Annotated in this window: 16 protein-coding genes and 1 pseudogene; 12 read left to right on the top strand and 5 right to left on the bottom strand. The window is 64.1% G+C overall.

Annotation, left to right across the window (positions count from 1 at the left end):
• The first annotated feature begins 4 nt into the window (after window positions 1–4).
• From NKI15_RS10715 to NKI15_RS10725, 3 genes are read left to right on the top strand one after another with little or no spacing between them, the layout of a single operon-like run.
• Window positions 5–580: an invasion associated locus B family protein gene (locus tag NKI15_RS10715; RefSeq protein ID WP_023670757.1), complete on the top strand. Its 576-nt coding sequence runs from the start codon at window positions 5–7 to the stop codon at window positions 578–580.
• A 13-nt stretch (window positions 581–593) separates the two neighbouring features.
• A complete protein-coding gene (locus tag NKI15_RS10720; protein ID WP_023727661.1) occupies window positions 594–1289 on the top strand; it encodes a hypothetical protein in 696 nt (231 codons plus the stop codon).
• Entirely contained in the window at window positions 1286–1762 is a 477-nt protein-coding gene (locus NKI15_RS10725; protein ID WP_023687219.1) for a DUF4189 domain-containing protein, read from the top strand. The genes NKI15_RS10720 and NKI15_RS10725 overlap by 4 nt, the downstream gene beginning before the upstream one ends.
• 4 nt (window positions 1763–1766) lie before the next feature.
• Here NKI15_RS10725 and NKI15_RS10730 read toward each other — a convergent pair whose 3' ends face one another.
• Window positions 1767–2636 (bottom strand): aldose 1-epimerase, encoded by an 870-nt coding sequence (locus tag NKI15_RS10730; RefSeq protein ID WP_352514198.1) that lies wholly within the window; start codon window positions 2634–2636, stop codon window positions 1767–1769.
• 70 nt (window positions 2637–2706) lie between these two features.
• A complete protein-coding gene (locus NKI15_RS10735; protein WP_023702217.1) occupies window positions 2707–4251 on the bottom strand; it encodes a helicase HerA-like C-terminal domain-containing protein in 1545 nt (514 codons plus the stop codon).
• Window positions 4252–4600: 349 nt separating this feature from the next.
• Between NKI15_RS10735 and NKI15_RS10740 the strand changes: the two genes are divergently transcribed.
• From NKI15_RS10740 to NKI15_RS10750, 3 genes are all read left to right on the top strand, one after another.
• Window positions 4601–6043 carry a methylmalonyl-CoA mutase subunit beta gene (locus tag NKI15_RS10740; protein WP_352514197.1) on the top strand — a complete coding sequence of 481 codons (1443 nt, stop codon included), beginning with the start codon at window positions 4601–4603 and terminating at the stop codon, window positions 6041–6043.
• Window positions 6040–8160 (top strand): methylmalonyl-CoA mutase, encoded by a 2121-nt coding sequence (gene scpA / locus NKI15_RS10745; protein WP_023684565.1) that lies wholly within the window; start codon window positions 6040–6042, stop codon window positions 8158–8160. Before NKI15_RS10740 ends, scpA begins: the two co-directional genes overlap by 4 nt.
• Window positions 8161–8224: 64 nt before the next feature.
• The gene (locus tag NKI15_RS10750) at window positions 8225–8461 is read left to right on the top strand and encodes an AbrB/MazE/SpoVT family DNA-binding domain-containing protein (RefSeq protein ID WP_023702219.1); all 237 of its coding nucleotides are present in this window, start codon (window positions 8225–8227) and stop codon (window positions 8459–8461) included.
• A 7-nt stretch (window positions 8462–8468) separates the two neighbouring features.
• On the opposite strand, the gene greA is transcribed toward NKI15_RS10750, so the two are convergent.
• Window positions 8469–8942, bottom strand: a complete 474-nt coding sequence (gene greA, locus NKI15_RS10755; protein WP_023702220.1) for a transcription elongation factor GreA — start codon at window positions 8940–8942, stop codon at window positions 8469–8471.
• A 138-nt stretch (window positions 8943–9080) separates the two neighbouring features.
• On the opposite strand from greA, the pseudogene NKI15_RS10760 reads away from it, so the two are divergent.
• Window positions 9081–10438: pseudogene (locus tag NKI15_RS10760) on the top strand (TIGR03808 family TAT-translocated repetitive protein).
• On the opposite strand, the gene NKI15_RS10765 reads toward NKI15_RS10760, so the two are convergent.
• Together NKI15_RS10765 and NKI15_RS10770 are read right to left on the bottom strand one after the other, a co-directional pair.
• The gene (locus tag NKI15_RS10765) at window positions 10431–11435 is read right to left on the bottom strand and encodes an asparaginase (RefSeq protein WP_023826770.1); all 1005 of its coding nucleotides are present in this window, start codon (window positions 11433–11435) and stop codon (window positions 10431–10433) included. The pseudogene NKI15_RS10760 and the gene NKI15_RS10765 overlap by 8 nt on opposite strands.
• Before the next feature lie 27 nt (window positions 11436–11462).
• Window positions 11463–12629 carry an acetyl-CoA acetyltransferase gene (locus NKI15_RS10770; RefSeq protein WP_352514196.1) on the bottom strand — a complete coding sequence of 389 codons (1167 nt, stop codon included), beginning with the start codon at window positions 12627–12629 and terminating at the stop codon, window positions 11463–11465.
• Between the two features lie 200 nt (window positions 12630–12829).
• Between NKI15_RS10770 and betI the strand changes: the two genes are divergently transcribed.
• The 5 genes from betI to betB are packed head-to-tail and all read left to right on the top strand — an operon-like array spanning window position 12830 to window position 19130.
• Window positions 12830–13420, top strand: a complete 591-nt coding sequence (gene betI, locus NKI15_RS10775) for a choline-binding transcriptional repressor BetI (RefSeq protein WP_031251629.1) — start codon at window positions 12830–12832, stop codon at window positions 13418–13420.
• 8 nt (window positions 13421–13428) lie between these two features.
• On the top strand, window positions 13429–14958 hold the full coding sequence (gene betC / locus NKI15_RS10780) for a choline-sulfatase (RefSeq protein ID WP_023670744.1): 1530 nt from the start codon (window positions 13429–13431) through the stop codon (window positions 14956–14958).
• Window positions 14955–15959, top strand: a complete 1005-nt coding sequence (locus tag NKI15_RS10785; RefSeq protein ID WP_023670743.1) for a threonine/serine dehydratase family protein — start codon at window positions 14955–14957, stop codon at window positions 15957–15959. Before betC ends, NKI15_RS10785 begins: the two co-directional genes overlap by 4 nt.
• A gap of 3 nt (window positions 15960–15962) precedes the next feature.
• On the top strand, window positions 15963–17615 hold the full coding sequence (gene betA, locus NKI15_RS10790; protein ID WP_023715687.1) for a choline dehydrogenase: 1653 nt from the start codon (window positions 15963–15965) through the stop codon (window positions 17613–17615).
• Window positions 17616–17666: 51 nt separating this feature from the next.
• Window positions 17667–19130: a betaine-aldehyde dehydrogenase gene (gene betB, locus NKI15_RS10795; protein WP_023715688.1), complete on the top strand. Its 1464-nt coding sequence runs from the start codon at window positions 17667–17669 to the stop codon at window positions 19128–19130.
• The last annotated feature ends 12 nt before the right edge of the window (window positions 19131–19142 follow it).

Consider the following 19142-nt stretch of genomic DNA (forward strand, 5'->3'; position numbering starts at 1 on the left):
GGCCATGATCAGGCAGGCAGTCCTTGCTGTCGCGATATCCATGACGTCAATGCTCCTGTCCGGCCCGTTAGCGGCCGGGCAGGAAGCAATCCCTTCCGGCTACAGGGTAAAACCTTCCGACGTAGCGATCCCTGCGGATGCGAAGCTTGGCGAATATCAACGGACCACCCGTCCGTTCGAGAACTGGACGCTGATCTGCGACGAGAACCTGAAGGCGCGCCAAAAGGTCTGCAATGTCACCCAGATCATCGAGGACCAGGCAGGACAGGTTGCGTTCAGCTGGTCGCTTGCCGCCACCAAGGAAGGCAACCCCTACATGATCTTGCGCGCCCCGCCGATCGCCAAGAGCGACGCTCCTGTCTCGCTGACATTCGAGGGGCGCAAGGAGCCGATAAAAATTCAACTCGACGGATGCAATCAGGCCGTCTGCGTCGGCATGCTGCCGGTTGGTCCGATCATGCGCGAACAGATTTCGAAGGCCGCGGCATCCGTCATCTCCTTCCCGACCACGGATGGCAGGACGATCAACGTAACCGCGACCCTCAAGGGCTTGGCCGCGGCCGTTGCGGCGATCAATTGACGAGGCAATCGCGATGAACCAGCAATCGATCCATGACCGGATAATGTCCCGCAACCAGGGAAAGGATGCTGTCCGGGTCGGCATCGAAGACCGGAGCAGACCGCAACGAAACCGCGCGAGGACCGCTGTCTTCTCGTTGCTCGCCATTGCCGTCGTCGCCACGGCCGGCTTCGCGGCCATGCGCTACGACCTGCTCCACAATTTACTGCCGCAGCCGGCGGTCGCGGAGACCAACCAGCCCAATCCGGCCCTGGCCGAGACGCCATTTCTGCAACACGCCAAAGAGGCAGGCTTGCAGTCTTGTTCCAACATTTTCCCAGCCCTTGGGCAGATGCTGACGACCGGCACGACGTACAGCGTCCAGTCGATCTGGAACAACGAGGCCCCCGACAAACACCTCGTGGAAGCCTTGGTCGGCATGAACTACGCTACACAGGGCTACAGCGGCCCGGCGGCAGGTCTGGTGTTCGCGGCACCCACCGCATCCGTTTGCGAAGGTACGATGGTCAGGGTGGCGCCATTCGCGGCCAATTGCGCCGATGTTCCGGCCCTGCTTCCGAAAGACAGCAAGCTCGCCAACAATCTTGGACAAATCAGCGTCTATGAACTGGCCAATGGAGGGGGCAACGCGATGCTGCTGCCAACCGGCAACAGCTGCGTCGTCATTTCCGTGGCCTCGGCAGCAGGTAAACAAGGAGGCGTACAATGAGGGTGAATTCCGCCATTGCGGCGATCGGCATGCTGTTGCTTTGCGCCGGGCGGCTGGGCGCGGCGGACCTAGCCCCGGCGGCGGACGTGCCCGAGCCGCCGGCCCAGGAGGAGAGAGGCATCTGGGCGGCGATCGCCTATTCGAGCCCCGACGAGAAGCACGGCTTCTTTTGGGGCGCCGACAAGCGGCAGGAGGCGATGGACATCGCGCTGAAGCATTGCCAGAACGCCGGCGGCGGCAGCTGCGCCGTGGTCAGCGTATTCCGCAATCATCGCCATTGGGACGATGACGACAATACCGGCTTTCCCTACAAGCATTGCGGCGCCCTCGCCGTAGGCGAGAAGCCGGAAGGGCGGCTGACCAGTTGGGGCGCCGAGACGGCGCAAACACGCCGGGATGCCGAAGACCTGACACTGCAGGCGTGCGAGCGGAACGGACAAAAATGCAAGATCCGCGAGTGGGTGTGCACATGACGCATCAGAGCGAAGCAGCGGAACGCCAATCGAGGCGCATGTTTGCACTCAGCGTAGCGCCGTGCTCAAGCGGGGTCAGCCCTTTGCCGTGATGCGCATCGACGGTATGCGACACCGGCTCGAAGCAGAAGAAATCGGCATCCTGCGACGGCGAATAGAGGATGAAGACGTCGAGCAATGGCGAGGCGGTGAGCGAGATGGCGATCCTGTCCTCGGGCCGGGTGATCCTGGCGCGGCGGTCCCAGCCGTCGAAGGCGTTGTTGACCCAGCTTCGCGGCAACAGGGAGGCGTTCGAGAAATTCCACGCGGGGTAATCGGCCACCGGCGCCACGCCGACCGGCAGATGATGCTTGTCCTCCAGCCAGACCCGCGCCGCCTTCGCCTCGAGCGTCGTTCCGGCGCTGCGCGGGAACCACGGATGAAAGCCGAGCCCGTAAGGCAGGCGAATGCCGGTGCGATTCTCCACCGTGAGCGTGGCATCCAAGGCCCCGTCATGCAGCGCATAGGCGACCCGCGCCGTATATCGGTAGGGGCCGATTTCACCGGCGTCGAGGACCAGTTCTGCCTCGGTGGCGCTGTGGCTGGCAATCCGCCACTCCCTCTGGAAGCCGTCGCCATGGATTGGAAAGGCCTCCCCCGGCACGTTCGGCTCGATCGCATGGAAGCGGCCGTCGAAGGCGAAACCGCCGCCTGAGATGCGGTTCGACCAGGGAACCAGAAGCTGGCAGCCGGAGGCGCCGGTGCCATCGTCGGGGCGGAGCAGCGACACCGTTGCGCCGCAGACCAGTGCGTCGAAGCGGGCGATCGCTGCGCCCTTTTGCGGCGCCAGGACCAGACGGGCGCGGTCGTCGCGCAGTTCCAGGAGGCCGGCCATCCCTACCAACCGCCGTCAATAGCGATATTTTGGCCGCTGATCATGTCCGAGGCGGGCTGGCTGACACTTTTCACCGCCCCCTGGACAGGCTGCCCAGAATCCCGCGCACGATCGCGCGGCCGACCGACGAGCCGACCGAGCGCACCACCGCTTTGATCGCGGCTTCGGCCACCGTCTGGCGGTTGGACGGCCGTGGTGCAGGGGCGCGGCGACCGCCTGATTGCTGCGGCGGCGGATCGTCATTGCCGAAGCCCGGAATGGTCCAGCGCGAGCGCCCGCTGTCGGCCTGCTGCGCCTGCTCGTCCTGCGCATCCCTGGCTTTCTTCTGCAGCATCTCGAAGGCCGATTCGCGGTCGATGGTCTGGTCGTACTGGCCGGCGACCGGGCTCTGGTCGATCAGCTTGCGGCGCTCGTCCGCTGTGATCGGGCCAAGCCTAGACGATGGCGGCCGGATCAATGTCCGCTGCACCATGGACGGCACGCCCTTGACCTCCAGCGTCGAGACCAGCGCCTCGCCGGTGCCGAGCTGGGTGATGGCGGTGGCGCAGTCGAAATCGGGATTGGGCCGGAAGGTGTCGGCGGCGGTCTTGACCGCCTGCTGCTCACGCGGCGTATAGGCGCGCAGCGCGTGCTGCACACGGTTGCCGAGCTGGGCGAGAACCTTTTCAGGGATGTCCAAAGGGTTCTGCGTGACGAAATAGACACCGACGCCTTTCGAACGGATCAAGCGAACCACCTGCTCGACGCGGTCGATCAGCACCTTCGGCGCATCGTCGAAAAGCAGATGCGCCTCGTCGAAGAAGAACACCAGCTTCGGCCTTTCGGGATCGCCGACCTCGGGCAATTCCTCGAACAGCTCCGACATCAGCCAGAGCAGGAAGGTGGCGTAGAGCCTGGGGTTCATCATCAATCTGTCGGCAGCGAGCACGCTGATGGCGCCGCGGCCGTCGCGGGTGGTGCGCATGATGTCGGCGATGCGCAAAGCCGGTTCGCCGAAGAAATGCGCCGCGCCCTGCTGTTCCAGCACCAGAAGCGTGCGCTGGATTGCGCCGACCGACGGCTTGGTGACATTGCCGTAGCGCGAGCTGATCTCGTCGGCGCGCGCTGCGATGTTGGCCAGCAGTGCTTGCAGATCCTTCATGTCGAGCAGCAGCAGGCCATCCTCATCGGCGATGCGGAAGGCGATGTTCATGATGCCTTCCTGCGCTTCGGAGAGGTTCATCAGCCGCGACAGAAGCAGCGGCCCCATTTCCGAGACGGTGGCGCGGATCGGATGGCCCTGCTCGCCGAACAGGTCCCAGAAGATGACCGGGAATTCCTGGAAGTCGTAAGGGTCGAGCTTGACCTGCTCGGCCCGCTTGACCAGGAAATCCTGCGCCTTGCCCATCATGGCAATGCCGGACAGGTCGCCCTTGATATCGGCGCAGAACACAGGCACGCCGGCATTGGAAAACCCCTCGGCCAGGATCTGCAGGCTGACTGTCTTGCCGGTGCCGGTGGCGCCGGTGATCAGGCCATGGCGGTTCCCATATTGCAGCAAGAGCTGTTCGGCGCGCTGATAGCTGTCGTCGGGCTTGCGGCTGGCGCCGAGGAAAATGCTGGTGTCGTCAGCCATATGACCATGTCTCCGCAAACTGATGTGTTAAAAGCCTGTGGCCGTGCCGCAGGGTATAGTCAGGCCATTGCGCAGCGACAATGCTATTCTCCAATTGGGCTATCCATCCAGTTGGCTATTCATCCAGATTGGGCCAATCGTCTAAATTGAACCAATCCTCCAAATCGGTTTTTGGAACTTGCGGATTTTGCCGCTGTTTGGCAATCGTTCCATGGTTCGTCCACGCAGGCTGCCCTATGTCAGGGAAGCGAATCCCAACCGCGCAAGCGCATTGCATTGCGATATCTGGCAGGGAACCGTAGACTGGACGGCTGACGCTGGTGCGGCCGCATAAAAACGAGGAACATGGATGGGCGCCGGATCCTTGACCAGGAGCATCGAACCCGCTGACGTCGAGCGCCAGCGTTGGCTGGCCTTGGCCGAAAAGGCGCTCGCCGGCGCCTCCTTCGAGGAAAAACTGGTCTCGCATACCGACGATCAGATTCGCATCGAACCGCTCTACGATCGCGCCGCCGGCGCCGAGCCGCTTGTGCGCGCCAACCCCAAATTGCCCTGGATCGTCAGCCAGCGCATTGACGATCCCGATATCGGCCGCGCCAAGGCGCAGGCCCTGGACGATGTGGCACAAGGCGCGACGGGATTGTCGCTTGTCTTCGAGGGTGCTCCGAATGCGTTCGGCTATGGCCTGCCAAGGACGGCGCAGGCGCTGGAAACGGTGCTGGATGGCGTACCGCTCAACCGCACGCAGATCCGCATCGACGCCCATCCCTGGAGCCGTGCCGTCGCCGACTGGCTGGTGGCGTTCCTGAGCAAGCGCCGCTCCGACCCGGCAAAGCTGAACCTCTCCTTCGGCATCGACCCGGCGGCAATCTTTGCCGGAACCGGCCGGCTGCGCATGTCGATCGAGGCGTTGCAGGCATCGATGCCGCAATCGCTGGCGCATTTCTTCTCGCTGGGCGTGCCGGGTGTGCTGCTGGAGGCCGACGGGCGGGTGTTCCACAATGCCGGCGCCACGGAAGCGCAGGAACTCGGCACCATGCTCGCTTCCGCCGTGTCATACCTCAGGATGTTCGAGGATGCGCGCCAGCCGCTTGTCTATGCCGCTCCCCATATCGGCTTTGCGCTGAGCGTCGACCAGGACCAGTTCCTGTCGATGGCCAAGGTCCGGGCCTTGCGCAGGCTGTGGGCGCGCATCCAGGAAACCTGTTCCATCCCGGCATCGACAGCCAACATCCATGCCGAGACGTCGTTCCGCATGATGACGGCGGCGGATCCCGAAACCAACATCCTGCGCACCACCATCGCCAGCTTTGCAGCGGCAGCAGGCGGCGCGGACTCGATCTCCATCCTGCCACACACCGTCGCCCTCGGGCTGCCGGCCGGCTTTGCCCGCCGCATCGCCCGCAATGCGCAGTTGATCATGGCCAATGAAAGCCATATCGACCATGTCGCCGACCCAGCATTTGGGTCGGGCGCAGTCGAGGCGCTGACCCTGGGCCTGTGCGAAGCGGCGTGGGAAGAGTTCCAGCGGATCGAAGCGGAAGGCGGCGTTCTGGCAAGCCTGCAGCAAGGGCATATCCAGAAGCGCGTCAAGGCAGCATCCGAGCGCCGCGCCGAGGCCTACCGGTCGGGTGAACGGGCAATCATCGGCACCACGCTTTACCCGCTGAAAAACGATGCCCCGGTCGAGACGCTGGCGGCTGAGCGGCGGCCGCCTTTCACAGAGGGCGTGGCGGTGTGCGAGGCGCTGTTTCCGGTCCGCATCGACCAGGCAATCGGAGCCGCACAGTGATCCCGGATTTCAGCCACATTGGCTGGTCGGCGCCACGGCGCGCGCCGGTCGAGGTCAAGGGCCAGCGGCTGACGCCGGAAGGTATTGCCGTCAAGCATCTCTACAGCCAGGGCGATCTCAAGGGGCTGCCGCATCTCGACACCTATCCGGGAATGCCGCCCTTCGTGCGCGGTCCCTACCCGACCATGTATGTCCAGCAGCCGTGGACGATCCGGCAATATGCCGGCTTCTCGACGGCCGAGGAATCCAACGCCTTCTACCGGCGCAATCTCGCCGCCGGCCAAAAGGGCCTTTCGGTCGCTTTCGATCTGCCCACCCATCGCGGCTATGACAGCGACCATCCGCGCGTTGCCGGCGATGTCGGCATGGCGGGCGTGGCCATCGATTCCATCCTCGACATGCGGCAATTGTTCGACGGCATTCCGCTGGGCGAGATGACGGTGTCGATGACCATGAACGGCGCGGTGCTGCCGATCATGGCGCTCTATATCGTCGCGGCCGAAGAACAGGGCGTTGCTCAGAAGGATCTCGCCGGCACCATTCAGAACGACATTCTGAAGGAGTTCATGGTCCGCAACACCTACATCTATCCGCCGAAGCCCTCGATGCGGATCGTGTCTGACATCTTCTCCTATACCTCCCAGCACATGCCGAAGTTCAATTCGATCTCGATCTCCGGCTATCACATGCAGGAGGCCGGCGCGACCGCGGACCTGGAGCTCGCCTACACCATCGCCGACGGCATCGAATATGCCCGCGCCGGCGTCGCCGCCGGGCTCGACATCGACCGTTTCGCCCCGCGGCTTTCCTTCTTCTGGGCGATCGGCATGAACTTCTTCATGGAGATCGCCAAGCTCCGCGCGGCGCGCCTGTTGTGGGCGACCCTGATGCAGAAGAATTTTGCACCGAACGACGAACGCTCGCTGTCGCTGCGCACCCATTGCCAGACCTCCGGCTGGTCGCTGACGGCGCAGGACCCCTACAACAACATCACCCGCACCATGATCGAGGCGATGGCGGCGACGCAGGGACATACCCAGTCGCTGCACACCAACTCCTTCGACGAGGCGATGGCGCTGCCGACCGACCACTCGGCGCGCATCGCCCGCAACACGCAGTTGATCCTGCAGAAGGAATCCGGCACCACCTGCATCATCGATCCGTGGGGCGGCTCGGCCTATATCGAACGGCTGACGCACGATCTGGCGGCGCGTGCGCTCGCCCATATCGAAGAGGTCGAGGCGCTTGGCGGCATGGCGGCAGCAACCGAACAGGGCATTCCAAAACTTCGCATCGAGGAAGCGGCGGCGCGCACGCAGGCGCGTATCGATTCCGGCGAGCAGATACTGGTTGGCGTAAACGCGCATCGCCCCGAGAACGAAATCGACGTCGACGTGCTGAAGATCGACAATGCCGAGGTCAAGGCCCGGCAATTGTCGAAGCTGCAGAACCTGAAAGGCACGCGCAATGTCGGCGCGGTCGAGAGCGCGCTCGATGCGCTGACCCGCGCTGCGCAGGGTAACGAAAACCTGCTGGAATTTGCCATCCGCGCCGCGCGCGCCAATGCCACGGTCGGCGAGATCTCGCTGGCGCTCGAAAAGGTCTTTGGCCGTCACGTCGCCTCGGTGCAAACGATCTCCGGCGTTTATCGCAATGCGCTTGGCGACAATCTGACGGTCGACCGATTGCTGGAGAAGCTCGAAGCTTTCGAGAAGAAGTCCGGCGGCAAGCCGCGCATCCTGGTCGCAAAGATGGGACAGGACGGCCACGACCGTGGCCAGAAGGTGATCGCCACGGCCTTCGCCGATCTCGGCTTCGACGTGACGGTCGGCGCGATGTTCCAGACACCCGACGAGATCGCCAGGCTGGCGGTGGCGCAGGACGTCCATGTCATCGGCGCCTCATCGCTGGCGGCGGGGCACCTGACGCTGATCCCCGAACTACGCGACGCGCTGAAGAAGCTCGGCCGCAGCGACATGCTGATCGTCGCCGGCGGCGTCATCCCGCCGCAGGATTACGGCGCAGTGCTGGAAGCGGGTGCCGCGGAAATCTTCCCGCCAGGGACGGTTATCCCGGAGGCTGCGGATCGGTTGCTGGACCGGCTGCTGGCGGGCTGATTGAAACAGTTGCACTGCTTATCAAAGTTGCGTTGCAATATCGGGCGCAACCTATGGTATAGCTATGAACACCATCATTCACGGACTTGAGGACGGATCGGGCGTTGTAATCCTGCCGCGGGAAACGCTCGACAGCTTGAGCCTGCAAGTGGGCGATGAACTCCAGATCATCGAAACCGACGACGGCATCATCCTAAGGCCGGTGCCGTGTGACGACGTCGAACGGCAAATACGTGCTGCTCGCGATGTCATGGCCAAGTATGAGCCCGCGTTGCGAAAGCTGGCTGTGCAAATAGGGTGAGCTGGCGTCAGGCGTCCGACAGCTTGAGGATTTCCCATTCTTTGCCGTTGACGCTTGCGACGTCGCCGACCTTCTTGCCGAACAGCGCCACGGCCATTGGCGAGACGTGTGAGATGCTGCCCTTTGAGGGGTCGGCCTCGTCCTCGCCGACTATCTTCCAGTGCACTCTCTTGCCGTCATCGCCTTCCAGCGTGACACCCATGCCGAAGCGCACCTGGTCGCTGCCCGGTTCCGGCACGGAAAGCTCGGCGCTTTCGCGGCGCGCTGTCCAGTAGCGCAGGTCGCGCGAGACAACGGCAATGCGCTCGCGATCGGCTTTTCGCTCGGCTTTCGCCAAAATGTCGCGCAGATCGGCCAGATTGTCCTCGATCATCGCCAGGCCGCGCTCCGTCACCAGATTGCGGTGTTGGCTGATCGGCCGCTCGCCGATGCCGGCAATGGCGTTTTCGCTGTCTTCCTCGCGGGTAAAAGCTCTGCTCATCGGATAAACTTAGGCCCGCTTCCGTGACTGCACAAGCCACTTGCCGGACCCGGTCATTGGCCGGACTATGGCCGAGCGGAGACCGATGCGGCTGGCCCAATTCCTGCGATCAGCCGGATGATCGCAAGGGATGTGCCGATGTTGAACAGACGAACGCTTCTGAAGGGGACGGCCGGCTTTGCCGTGCTCGGCCTTTCGGTGGGCAACGCCTTGGCGAAAACGGCGGTGCGCGGCTCGATCAACGCCGCCGAGCTTGGCGTGGAGCCGGACGCACCGGACGACCAGAGCAAGGCCTTCGCCAGGATGCTAGCCGAGGCCAGCGACCGCAACGCGCCGGTGTTCCTGCCGCCGGGCACCTATGTCGTGTCCAACCTGACCCTGCCCGCCCGCGTCAGGCTTTCGGGCGTGCCGGGCGCCTCGCGCATCCTCTATGGCGGCAATGGCCATTTGCTGACGGCCGAACAGGCCGAGCATATAGAGTTCACCGCATTGGTCCTCGACGGCGCCAACGGCGAGTTGGCCGACGATGCCCAAGGCCTGCTCGACCTGCGCCGCGTCGCCCATCTCGTCATCGACAATTGCACGATCACCGGCAGCGGCAAGCATGGGCTGGCGCTGGAGCATGCGTCGGGCCGCATCGAGCGCTCCGAGATTTCGGGGGCTGCGGACGCCGGCATCTACTCCGTCGAGGCCGCTGGCCTGGCGATATCCGACAACACCGTATCCGACTGTGGCAATGGCGGCATTCTTGTGCATCGCTGGCAGCAGGCCGAGGACGGCACGATCGTCAGCGGCAACCGCGTGCAGCGGATCGGCGCGCGCGCGGCGGCGGCACCGGGCAGAACGGCAATGGCATCAACGCCTTCCGTGCCGGCAATGTCTCCGTCACCGGCAACATCGTCTCGGACTGCGCCTTCTCGGCGATCCGCGCCAACAGTTCCAGCAATCTGCAGATGACCGGCAACACCTGCTCGCGGTCGGGCGAAACCGCGCTCTATTCCGAATTCTCCTTCGAAGGCGCCATCATCGGCAACAACATCGTCGATGGTGCCGCTAACGGCATCTCGATCGTCAATTTCAACGACGGCGGCCGTATGGGTGTCTGCTCGAACAACATCATGCGCAACCTCTCGACCACCGGCCCCTACCCCGCCGACGCGCCGGGCTTCGGCGTCGGTATCAGCGTCGAGGCCGACACCACCGTCTCGGGCAATGTCATCGAGAACGCGCCGCTCTACGGCATGCAGATCGGCTGGGGCGCTTATATGCGCAATGTTGTGGCGACGGGAAACATCATCCGTCAGGCCGGAACCGGCATCGCCGTCACTGTGGTAGAAGGCGCTGGAAACGCCATCATTTCCGACAACGTCATCGACGGCGCCAAGAACGGCGCCATCATCGGCCAGCGCTGGGCCGAACCGGCGACCGGCGACCTCGCGCGGTCGAGCGATAGCGGCTATGCGCACCTGACGGTCGAGCGAAACAGGGTCAGCTGAGCGTCGTCGTCGGCCGCAGCGAGCCGACCTTGGCGCCGATGCGGCTTTCGATCGGAGGATTGGCCCGCTCCAGAAGGTTCGCCGCCAGTGCGCCGTCGGCGCTGAGAAGTTTTGCCAGCACAGTGGCAATCATCACCTCGGCGGCGCGGCCGGCGCCGTCATCGCATTTTAGCGCGATGCCGAGGCCAAGCTCCGGAACGGCGGCGCAATAGACACCCTCGGCGCCCGTCTTGACGAATATGCGGCCGGGCGCGGCCTGCATCAGCGCCACATCCACTTTGCCGGTGCCGGCGACCAGGAAAGGCTCGGCCATACAGGCAGACAGCAGGCGTTTGGCCGCCTTGGCGCGCTCAGGGCCAAAGCTCCTGCCCGTCGCCATGCGGGCAAAGCCAAGGGCAAAACTTTTCAGCGGCACGGCATAGGTGGGAATCGAGCAGCCATCGGTTGCCCGGTGATCCGCATCGTGGGCAGCGCCGGTCACCGCCTGCATGGCGTCGCGCACCATCTCCTGCAAACCATGGCCTGCCTTGACGTAGCCTTGGTGGGCAATCCCTGAGTGCACGCAGGTGCAGAGAAATCCGGAATGCTTGCCCGAGCAATTGTTGTGCAGTGCGTTCGGCGAGACGCCTGTGCGGGCCAGTGCGATCGTCGCGTCGTGGCTCGACGGCCAATGCGCGCCGCATTCCAGCGCCGACTTGTCGAGCCCGGCCTTGGCCAGCATCGCCTGCGCCAGTTCGACATGCGCGGGTTCGCCCGAATGCGAAGCGCAGGCCAGCGCCAGTTCGCGGTCGCCCAAGCCGTACGCATCGGCAGCACCCGTTTCAACCAGCGGCAGCGCCTGGATCGCCTTGACCGCCGAGCGAGGAAACACCGGCCGCGCCGTATCGCCGATCTCCAGGACAGGCTTGCCGTCACCGTCGAAGATTGCGACAGCGCCGCGATGGGCGCTCTCGACGATCGCGCCGCGCAAGACTTCGACCAGAACCGGATTTGTCATCACCACCCCGAAATATACGGGCCGCTTCTACCTGATCCGGTCGAGGATGGAAACGTAGTTGGCGACGGCAGCGCCACCCATGTTGAAGATGCCGCCAAGCTTTGCGTCCGGCACCTGGATGCCGTCTGCTTCGCCGGTCAACTGCATGGCGGTCAGCACATGCATCGACACACCGGTGGCGCCGATCGGATGGCCCTTGGCCTTCAGCCCGCCCGAAGGATTGACCGGGAGCCTGCCGTCTTTTGCCGTCGTGCCGTCCAGCGCCAGCCTGGCGCCCTCGCCCGGCTTGGCCAGGCCCATCGCCTCATATTCGATGAGTTCGGCAATGGTGAAGCAGTCATGCGTCTCGACGAAGGAGAGGTCGTCGAGCGTCACGCCGGCCTTCTTCAAAGCCTGGTTCCAGGCCTGCTCGCAGCCTTCGAAAGACAGGATGTCACGCTTCGACATCGGCAGGAAATCCTGGACATGCTCGTTGGCGCGGAAGGCGACGGCGCGGCGCATCTTCAGCGCCGTCGAGGTGTCGGTGAGCACAAGAGCGGCGGCGCCATCGGAAACCAGGGAGCAATCGGTGCGCTTCAGCGGACCGGCGACGAAGGGGTTCTTCTCGCTTTCCTGGCGGCAGAATTCGTAACCGAAATCCTTGCGGATCTGCGCGTACGGATTGTCGACGCCGTTCTTGTGGTTCTTGGCGGCGATCATCGCCAGCGCGTCCGACTGGTCGCCATAACGCTGGAAATAGGCCTGCGCGATCTTGCCGAAGACGCCGGCGAAACCGGCCGGCGTGTCGCCCTCCTCCGGCAGATAGGAAGCCTTGAGCAGGTTCTTGCCGATCTCGGGGCCGGGGGTCGTCGTCATCTGCTCGGCACCGACCACCAGCACGATGCGGGCGGCATTGGCGTCGATGGCGCGGATGCCTTGGCGGACCGCTGCCGAACCCGTGGCGCAGGCGTTCTCCACCCGCGTCGCCGGCTTGAAGCGCAGCCGGTCATCGGCCTGCAGCACCAGGCTGGCGGTAAAATCCTGAGGGGAGAAGCCGGCGTTGAAATGGCCGAGCACGATCTCGTCGACCTCGTCCGGGCCAATGCCGGCATGGTCGAGCGCGTCGACCGCGACCTTTGTGATCAGGCCCTCGAGCGTCTCGGCTTCAAGCTTGCCGAAGCGCGAATGCGCCCAGCCAACGATGCATGCGGTCATGGCGGTCTCCATCCTTGGCGCCAGCCTAACATGTGGGCAAACGGCGCACTTCGCCTTTATTGTTCAAATATAAACAATCCCGCCCGCATCGAAAAGGGCCGCAAGCCGACAATCGCTTGGTGCAGGTTCCAATCGGATCAATTTTTTGTTGATTGACGCGTCAATAAAAAATAATCTCCGCCGCAAAAGCCGGGAACATCATGCCTAAAGTCGGAATGGAACCGTTGCGCCGCAAGGCGCTCATCGACGCGACGATCTCGGCGATCGGCGAGCGCGGCTCGCTTGACGTGACCATGTCGGAGATAGCGGGGCGCGCCGGTGTGTCGTCAGCATTGGCTCACCACTATTTCGGCGCCAAGGATGAGCTGCTGCTGGCGACGATGAGGCATATTCTGGCCGAGCTGACGATCGACATGCGGCGCGCGCTGCAATCCGCCGGCTCGCCGCGCGAACGCGTTTCGGCGGTGGTCGCCGTCAACTTCTCCGACATCCAGTTCCGGCCGGAAACCATCGCGGCCTGGCTCGCCTTTTATGTCGATGCACAGAAATCATCGGCCCTGCGCCGGCTGCTCAGGGTCTATGCGCGGCGGCTGCATTCCAACCTGATGAGCGGACTGATCGGCATACTGCCGCGCAACGAAGCCGACCGCGCGGCGGAAGCGGTCGCGGCGATGATCGACGGGCTGTACATCAGGCGCGCGCTGAAGGACGGCGTGCCGGATGCTCAAACCGCGATCGCGCTGGTCGAAGATTATCTCGAAATCAAACTCGGCGGGCGACAGACACAGTGACAGCCTCAGTGATATCAAGGCGACCCAACATCCTGATCGTCATGGTCGATCAGCTCAACGGCACGCTGTTTGCGGACGGGCCGGCGGACTTCCTGCATGTGCCGCATCTCAAGGCGCTGGCCGCACGCTCGGCGCGCTTCGGCAACAACTACACGGCCTCGCCGCTTTGCGCGCCGGGCCGCGCCGCTTTCATGAGCGGGCAATTGCCGTCGCGCACCCAGGTCTATGACAACGCCGCCGAATTCGCTTCCTCGATCCCGACCTATGCGCATCATCTGCGCAGCGCCGGCTACTACACCTGCCTGTCGGGCAAGATGCATTTCGTCGGGCCGGACCAGTTGCACGGTTTCGAGGAGCGGCTGACCACCGACATCTATCCCGCCGATTTCGGCTGGACGCCGGATTACCGCAAGCCCGGCGAGCGCATCGACTGGTGGTATCACAATCTGGGCTCGGTCACCGGCGCCGGCGTTGCCGAGATCACCAACCAGATGGAGTATGACGACGAGGTCGCCTTCCACGCGGTGCAAAAACTCTACGATCTTGCCCGCACCTCCGAGGACGAGGCCAGCCGGCCCTGGTGCCTGACGGTTTCCTTCACCCACCCGCACGACCCCTATGTCGCACGGCGGCAATATTGGGATCTCTATGAAGACTGTCCGGCGCTTGAGCCGGAGGTGGGATTCATCCCCTATGCCCATCAGGACCCGCATTCGCAACGGCTTTACCGGGCCAGCGACTACGACAGTTTCAACATCACGCCGGAGCAGATCCGCCGCTCGCGGCGCGGCTACTACGCCAACATCTCCTATCTCGACGACAAGGTCGGCGAGTTGATGTCAGTGCTGGAGCGAACGCGCATGCTGGACGACACCATCATCCTGTTCTGCTCCGACCATGGCGACATGCTTGGCGAGCGCGGCCTGTGGTTCAAGATGAATTTTTTCGAGGGCTCGGCGCGAGTACCTTTGATGATCGCCGGCAAAGGCATTCCTGCAGGGCTGATCGAGGCGCCGGTCTCCAACCTCGACGTGACGCCGACGCTGTGCGATCTCGCCGGCATCGACATCTCCGCGATCGCACCGTGGACCGACGGGCAGTCGCTGCTGCCGTTGCTTGATGGCGGACAGCGCACCGCGCCGGTGCTGATGGAATATGCCGCCGAGGGCTCCAACGCGCCGTTGGTGGCGATCCGCGACGGCCGCTACAAATTCATCCATTGCGAGATCGACCCGCCGCTTCTGTTCGATCTCGAAGCCGATCCGCAAGAACGCACCAATCGTGCCACCGATCCGGCGCATGCCGATCTGGTGGCGGCCTTCACGGGAGCCGTGCGAGCGCGCTGGGACATGGCGGCATTCGATGCCGCGGTGCGCGTCAGCCAGGCGCGGCGCTGGGTGGTTTATCCCGCGCTGCGCAACGGCACGCATTACCCCTGGGAGTTCCAGCCGCTGCAGAAGGCGTCGGAACGCTACATGCGCAACCACATGAACCTCGACAATCTCGAGGAACAGAAACGCTTTCCGCGAGGCGAATGATGACAATTGTCCCCTCCCTCGAGCACCTCAGACAGGCCTATGCCGTGACGTCGAAGGCGACGCAGATCACGCCTTTGCTGGAATCGACAGCCTTGGCCAAGGAGACGGGTGCGGCCCGCGTCTTCATCAAACCGGAATCGCTGCAATGGGCGGGATCGTTCAAGGTGCGCGGGGCCTATTGGCGGTTGAAGCGGCTGTCGCCGGATGAGGCCATAAAAGGCGTCGTCGCCTACTCCTCCGGCAATTTCGCGCAAGGGTTGGCGGCTGCCGGCCAGGCGCTCGGCATTCCCGTCACCATCGTCATGCCGATCGACGCGCCGGCCGCCAAGCGCGATGCGACCGCAGGCTATGGCGCGCGCGTCGTGCTGACCGATCATGGCGAGCGCGCCCGTGAAGAGGTCGCAGCCGCCAAGGCCCGCGAGATTGCCGAGACCGAAGGGCTGGCGTTGCTGCATCCATTCGACGATCCGGAGATCGTTGCCGGCCAGGCCGGCGCCGGGCTCGAAGCGCTCGAACAATTCGAGGCAAAGGACGCCAGTGCCGAACTTCTGTTCTGCTCGGTCGGCGGCGGCGGACTGATCGGCGGCATGTCGCTCGCCTTCCACTATCTGTCGCCGGCAACCGAGATCATCGGCGTCGAGCCGGAAGGCTTCAACGGCATGGGTGCATCGCTAGCGCATGGCGCCATCGAGACCATGCCGATCGCGCCGAAATCGATTTGCGACGGGCTGATGTCGCGGCGGCCGGGCGACGCGCCGTTTGCGGCGGTCAAGACCGCCGGCGTGCGCGGCATCACCGTCGATGATGCCTCCGTGCGGCGGGCAATGAAGATCGCCTTCGAACGGATGAAGCTGGTGCTCGAGCCATCGGGCGCCGCCTCTCTGGCGGCGCTCCTCGGCGGCAAGGTGGATGTGACGGGTAAAACGGTCCTGGTCATGGCTACCGGCGGCAATGTCTCGCTCGCCGATTTTATTTCGCATATGAACGATGGGCGCATGTGAACCATGCTTGAAGCAGACTTCGTCATCATCGGCTCCGGCTCGGCCGGCTCGGCCATGGCCTACCGACTGTCGGAAGACGGCAAGCATTCGGTGATCGTCATCGAGTTCGGCGGTACCGATATCGGGCCGCTGATCCAGATGCCGTCGGCGCTGTCGATCCCGCTCAATATGAGCCTTTACGACTGGGGCTTTGCCAGCGAACCAGAGCCGCATCTCGGCGGCCGCGTGCTGGCGACGCCACGCGGCAAGGTGATCGGCGGCTCGTCCTCGATCAACGGCATGGTCTATGTCAGGGGCCACGCACGCGACTTCGACCACTGGGCCGAACAGGGGGCAGCCGGCTGGGGCTTCGCCGACGTGCTGCCCTATTTCAAGCGCATGGAGGACAGTGACGGGGGCGAGGACGGCTGGCGCGGCCACGGCGGCCCGCTGCACGTCCAGCGTGGCCCGCGCAAGAATCCGCTCTACGGCGCCTTTGTCGAGGCCGGCCGCCAAGCCGGGTTCGAACTGACCGACGACTACAATGGTTCGAAGCAGGAAGGCTTCGGGCCGATGGAGCAGACCATACGCGGCGGCCGCCGCTGGTCGGCGGCGTCAGCCTATCTGAAGCCGGCGCTCAAGCGGCAAAATGTCAGCGTGATCAGAGGCTTCGCCCGCCGGGTGATCATCGAGAATCAGCGTGCCGTCGGAGTCGAGATGGAAGCTCACAAACAGATTCAGGTCGTTAAGGCACGACGTGAGGTGATCGTCGCCGCATCGTCGATCAATTCGCCCAAGATCCTGATGCTATCCGGTATCGGCCCGGCCGCGCATCTCACGGAGAACGGCATCCAGGTCGTGGCCGACCGGCCCGGTGTCGGCCGCAATCTGCAGGATCATATGGAGCTCTACATCCAGCAGGAATCGACCCAGCCGATCACGCTGAATTCGGTTCTCAACCCATTCTCCAAGACGCTGATCGGGGCGCAGTGGCTGTTCTTCAAGACCGGCCTCGGCGCCACCAACCATTTCGAGGCCGCGGCCTTCGTACGCTCGCAGGCCGGTGTCGACTACCCCGATATCCAGTACCACTTCATCCCGGCGGCGGTGCGCTATGACGGCAAGGCGGCGGCGAAGGCGCATGGCTTCCAGGCGCATGTCGGGCCGATGCGGTCGAAGTCGCGCGGTTCGGTGACGCTGCGCTCGCCCGACCCGAAAGCGACGCCGGTCATCCGCTTCAACTACATGTCGCATCCAGACGACTGGACCGAGTTCCGCCACTGCATCCGGCTGACCCGCGAGATCTTCGGCCAGAAGGCTTTTGACGGCTTTCGCGGCAAGGAAATCTCGCCGGGTTCGCACGTCCAGTCGGACGAGGATCTCGACGCCTTCATCCGCGATCATGCCGAGAGTGCCTACCACCCGTGCGGCACCTGCAAGATGGGCCGCGCCGACGACATCATGAGCGTGGTCGATCCGGAGTGCCGGGTCATCGGCGTCGACGGCCTGCGCGTCGCCGACTCCTCGATCTTCCCGCGGGTGACCAACGGCAACCTCAACGCGCCGTCGATCATGACCGGCGAGAAGGCCTCCGACCACATTCTCGGCCGCACGCCACTGGCGCCGTCCAACCAGGAACCCTGGATCAATCCGCGCTGGCAGGTGGCGGATCGATAGGGCATTGTCCGGCGGACTGCTCCGCAATAGCGAATACATCTGGAGAACAGCATGCGCGCCCAGCCAACGGCATCGCACTATGTCAACGGCCGCTACATCGAGGACGAAGGCGGCGCGCCGCTGCCGGTGATCTATCCGGCGACCGGTGAGGTCATCGCCACTTTGCATTCGGCGACTCCGAACGTGCTGGAGCTCGCCATCGAAGCCGCGCGGGCCGCACAACCGGCCTGGGCGCGGATGAAGCCGGTCGAGCGTGGCCGCATCCTGCGCCGCGCCGCCGACATTTTGCGCGCGCGCAACGCCGATCTGGCGCGGATCGAGACGCTTGACACCGGCAAAGCGATCCAGGAGACGCTGGTGGCGGATGCACTATCGGCCGCCGACTGCCTCGAATATTTCGGCGGCGCGGTTGCCGCCTTCAACGGCGATGCGATCGATCTTGGTGGACCTTTTGCCTATACGCGCCGCGAGGCGCTCGGTGTGTGCGTCGGCATCGGCGCCTGGAACTATCCGATCCAGATCGCCGGCTGGAAATCCGCCCCCGCGCTCGCCATGGGCAACGCCATGGTGTTCAAGCCCTCGGAGAACACGCCGCTGTCGGCGCTGGCGCTGGCCGAGATCTACTCAGAGGCGGGCCTGCCCGACGGGCTGTTCAACGTCGTGCAAGGCTATGGCGATGTCGGCGCCGGCCTGGTCGGCCATGATGTCGTTGCCAAGGTTTCGGTGACCGGCTCGGTGCCGACCGGCCGCAAGGTGCTGTCGCTCGCCGGCTCGAAGATGAAGCATGCGACGATGGAACTCGGCGGCAAGTCGCCGCTGATCGTGTTCGACGATGCCGATCTCGAAAACGCCATCGGCGGCGCCATGCTCGGCAATTTCTATTCGAGCGGGCAGATCTGCTCCAACGGCACGCGTGTTTTCGTACAAAGCGGCATCCATGACCGCTTCGTCGACCGGCTGGTCGAGCGGACGAAAAAGATCCGCATCGGCGATCCGCTCGATCCTGAGACGCAGATGGGGCCGCTGGTCAACAAGGCGCAGCAGGAGAAGGTCGTTTCCTACATCGCGGCCGGCAGGCAGGATGGAGCAACGCTCGCCTGCGGTGGCAACGTGCCGTCGCTGCAAGGGTTCGATGGCGGCTTCTTTGTAGAGCCAACCGTGTTCACCGGTGTCACCGATAAGATGCGCATTGCGCGCGAGGAGATTTTCGGGCCGGTGATGAGCGTGCTGAAGTTCGACGGCGAGGACGAGGTGATCGACCGCGCCAACGACACCGAATTCGGCCTCGCCGCCGGCGTCTTCACCCGCGACCTGCAGCGCGCTCATAGGGTGATCGCCGAACTGCAGGCCGGCACCTGCTGGATAAACGCCTACAATCTGACGCCGGTGGAAATTCCGTTTGGCGGGGTGAAGCAATCCGGCATCGGGCGCGAGAACTCGCTGGCGGCTTTAGCGCTCTATTCGCAGCTGAAGGCGGTGTATGTCGAGACCGGGGATGTAGCGAGCCCGTACTGAGGGGTTGGCGCG

Origin of the sequence: Mesorhizobium sp. M0862, from assembly GCF_040319795.1 — a bacterium.
Classification (GTDB): domain Bacteria; phylum Pseudomonadota; class Alphaproteobacteria; order Rhizobiales; family Rhizobiaceae; genus Mesorhizobium.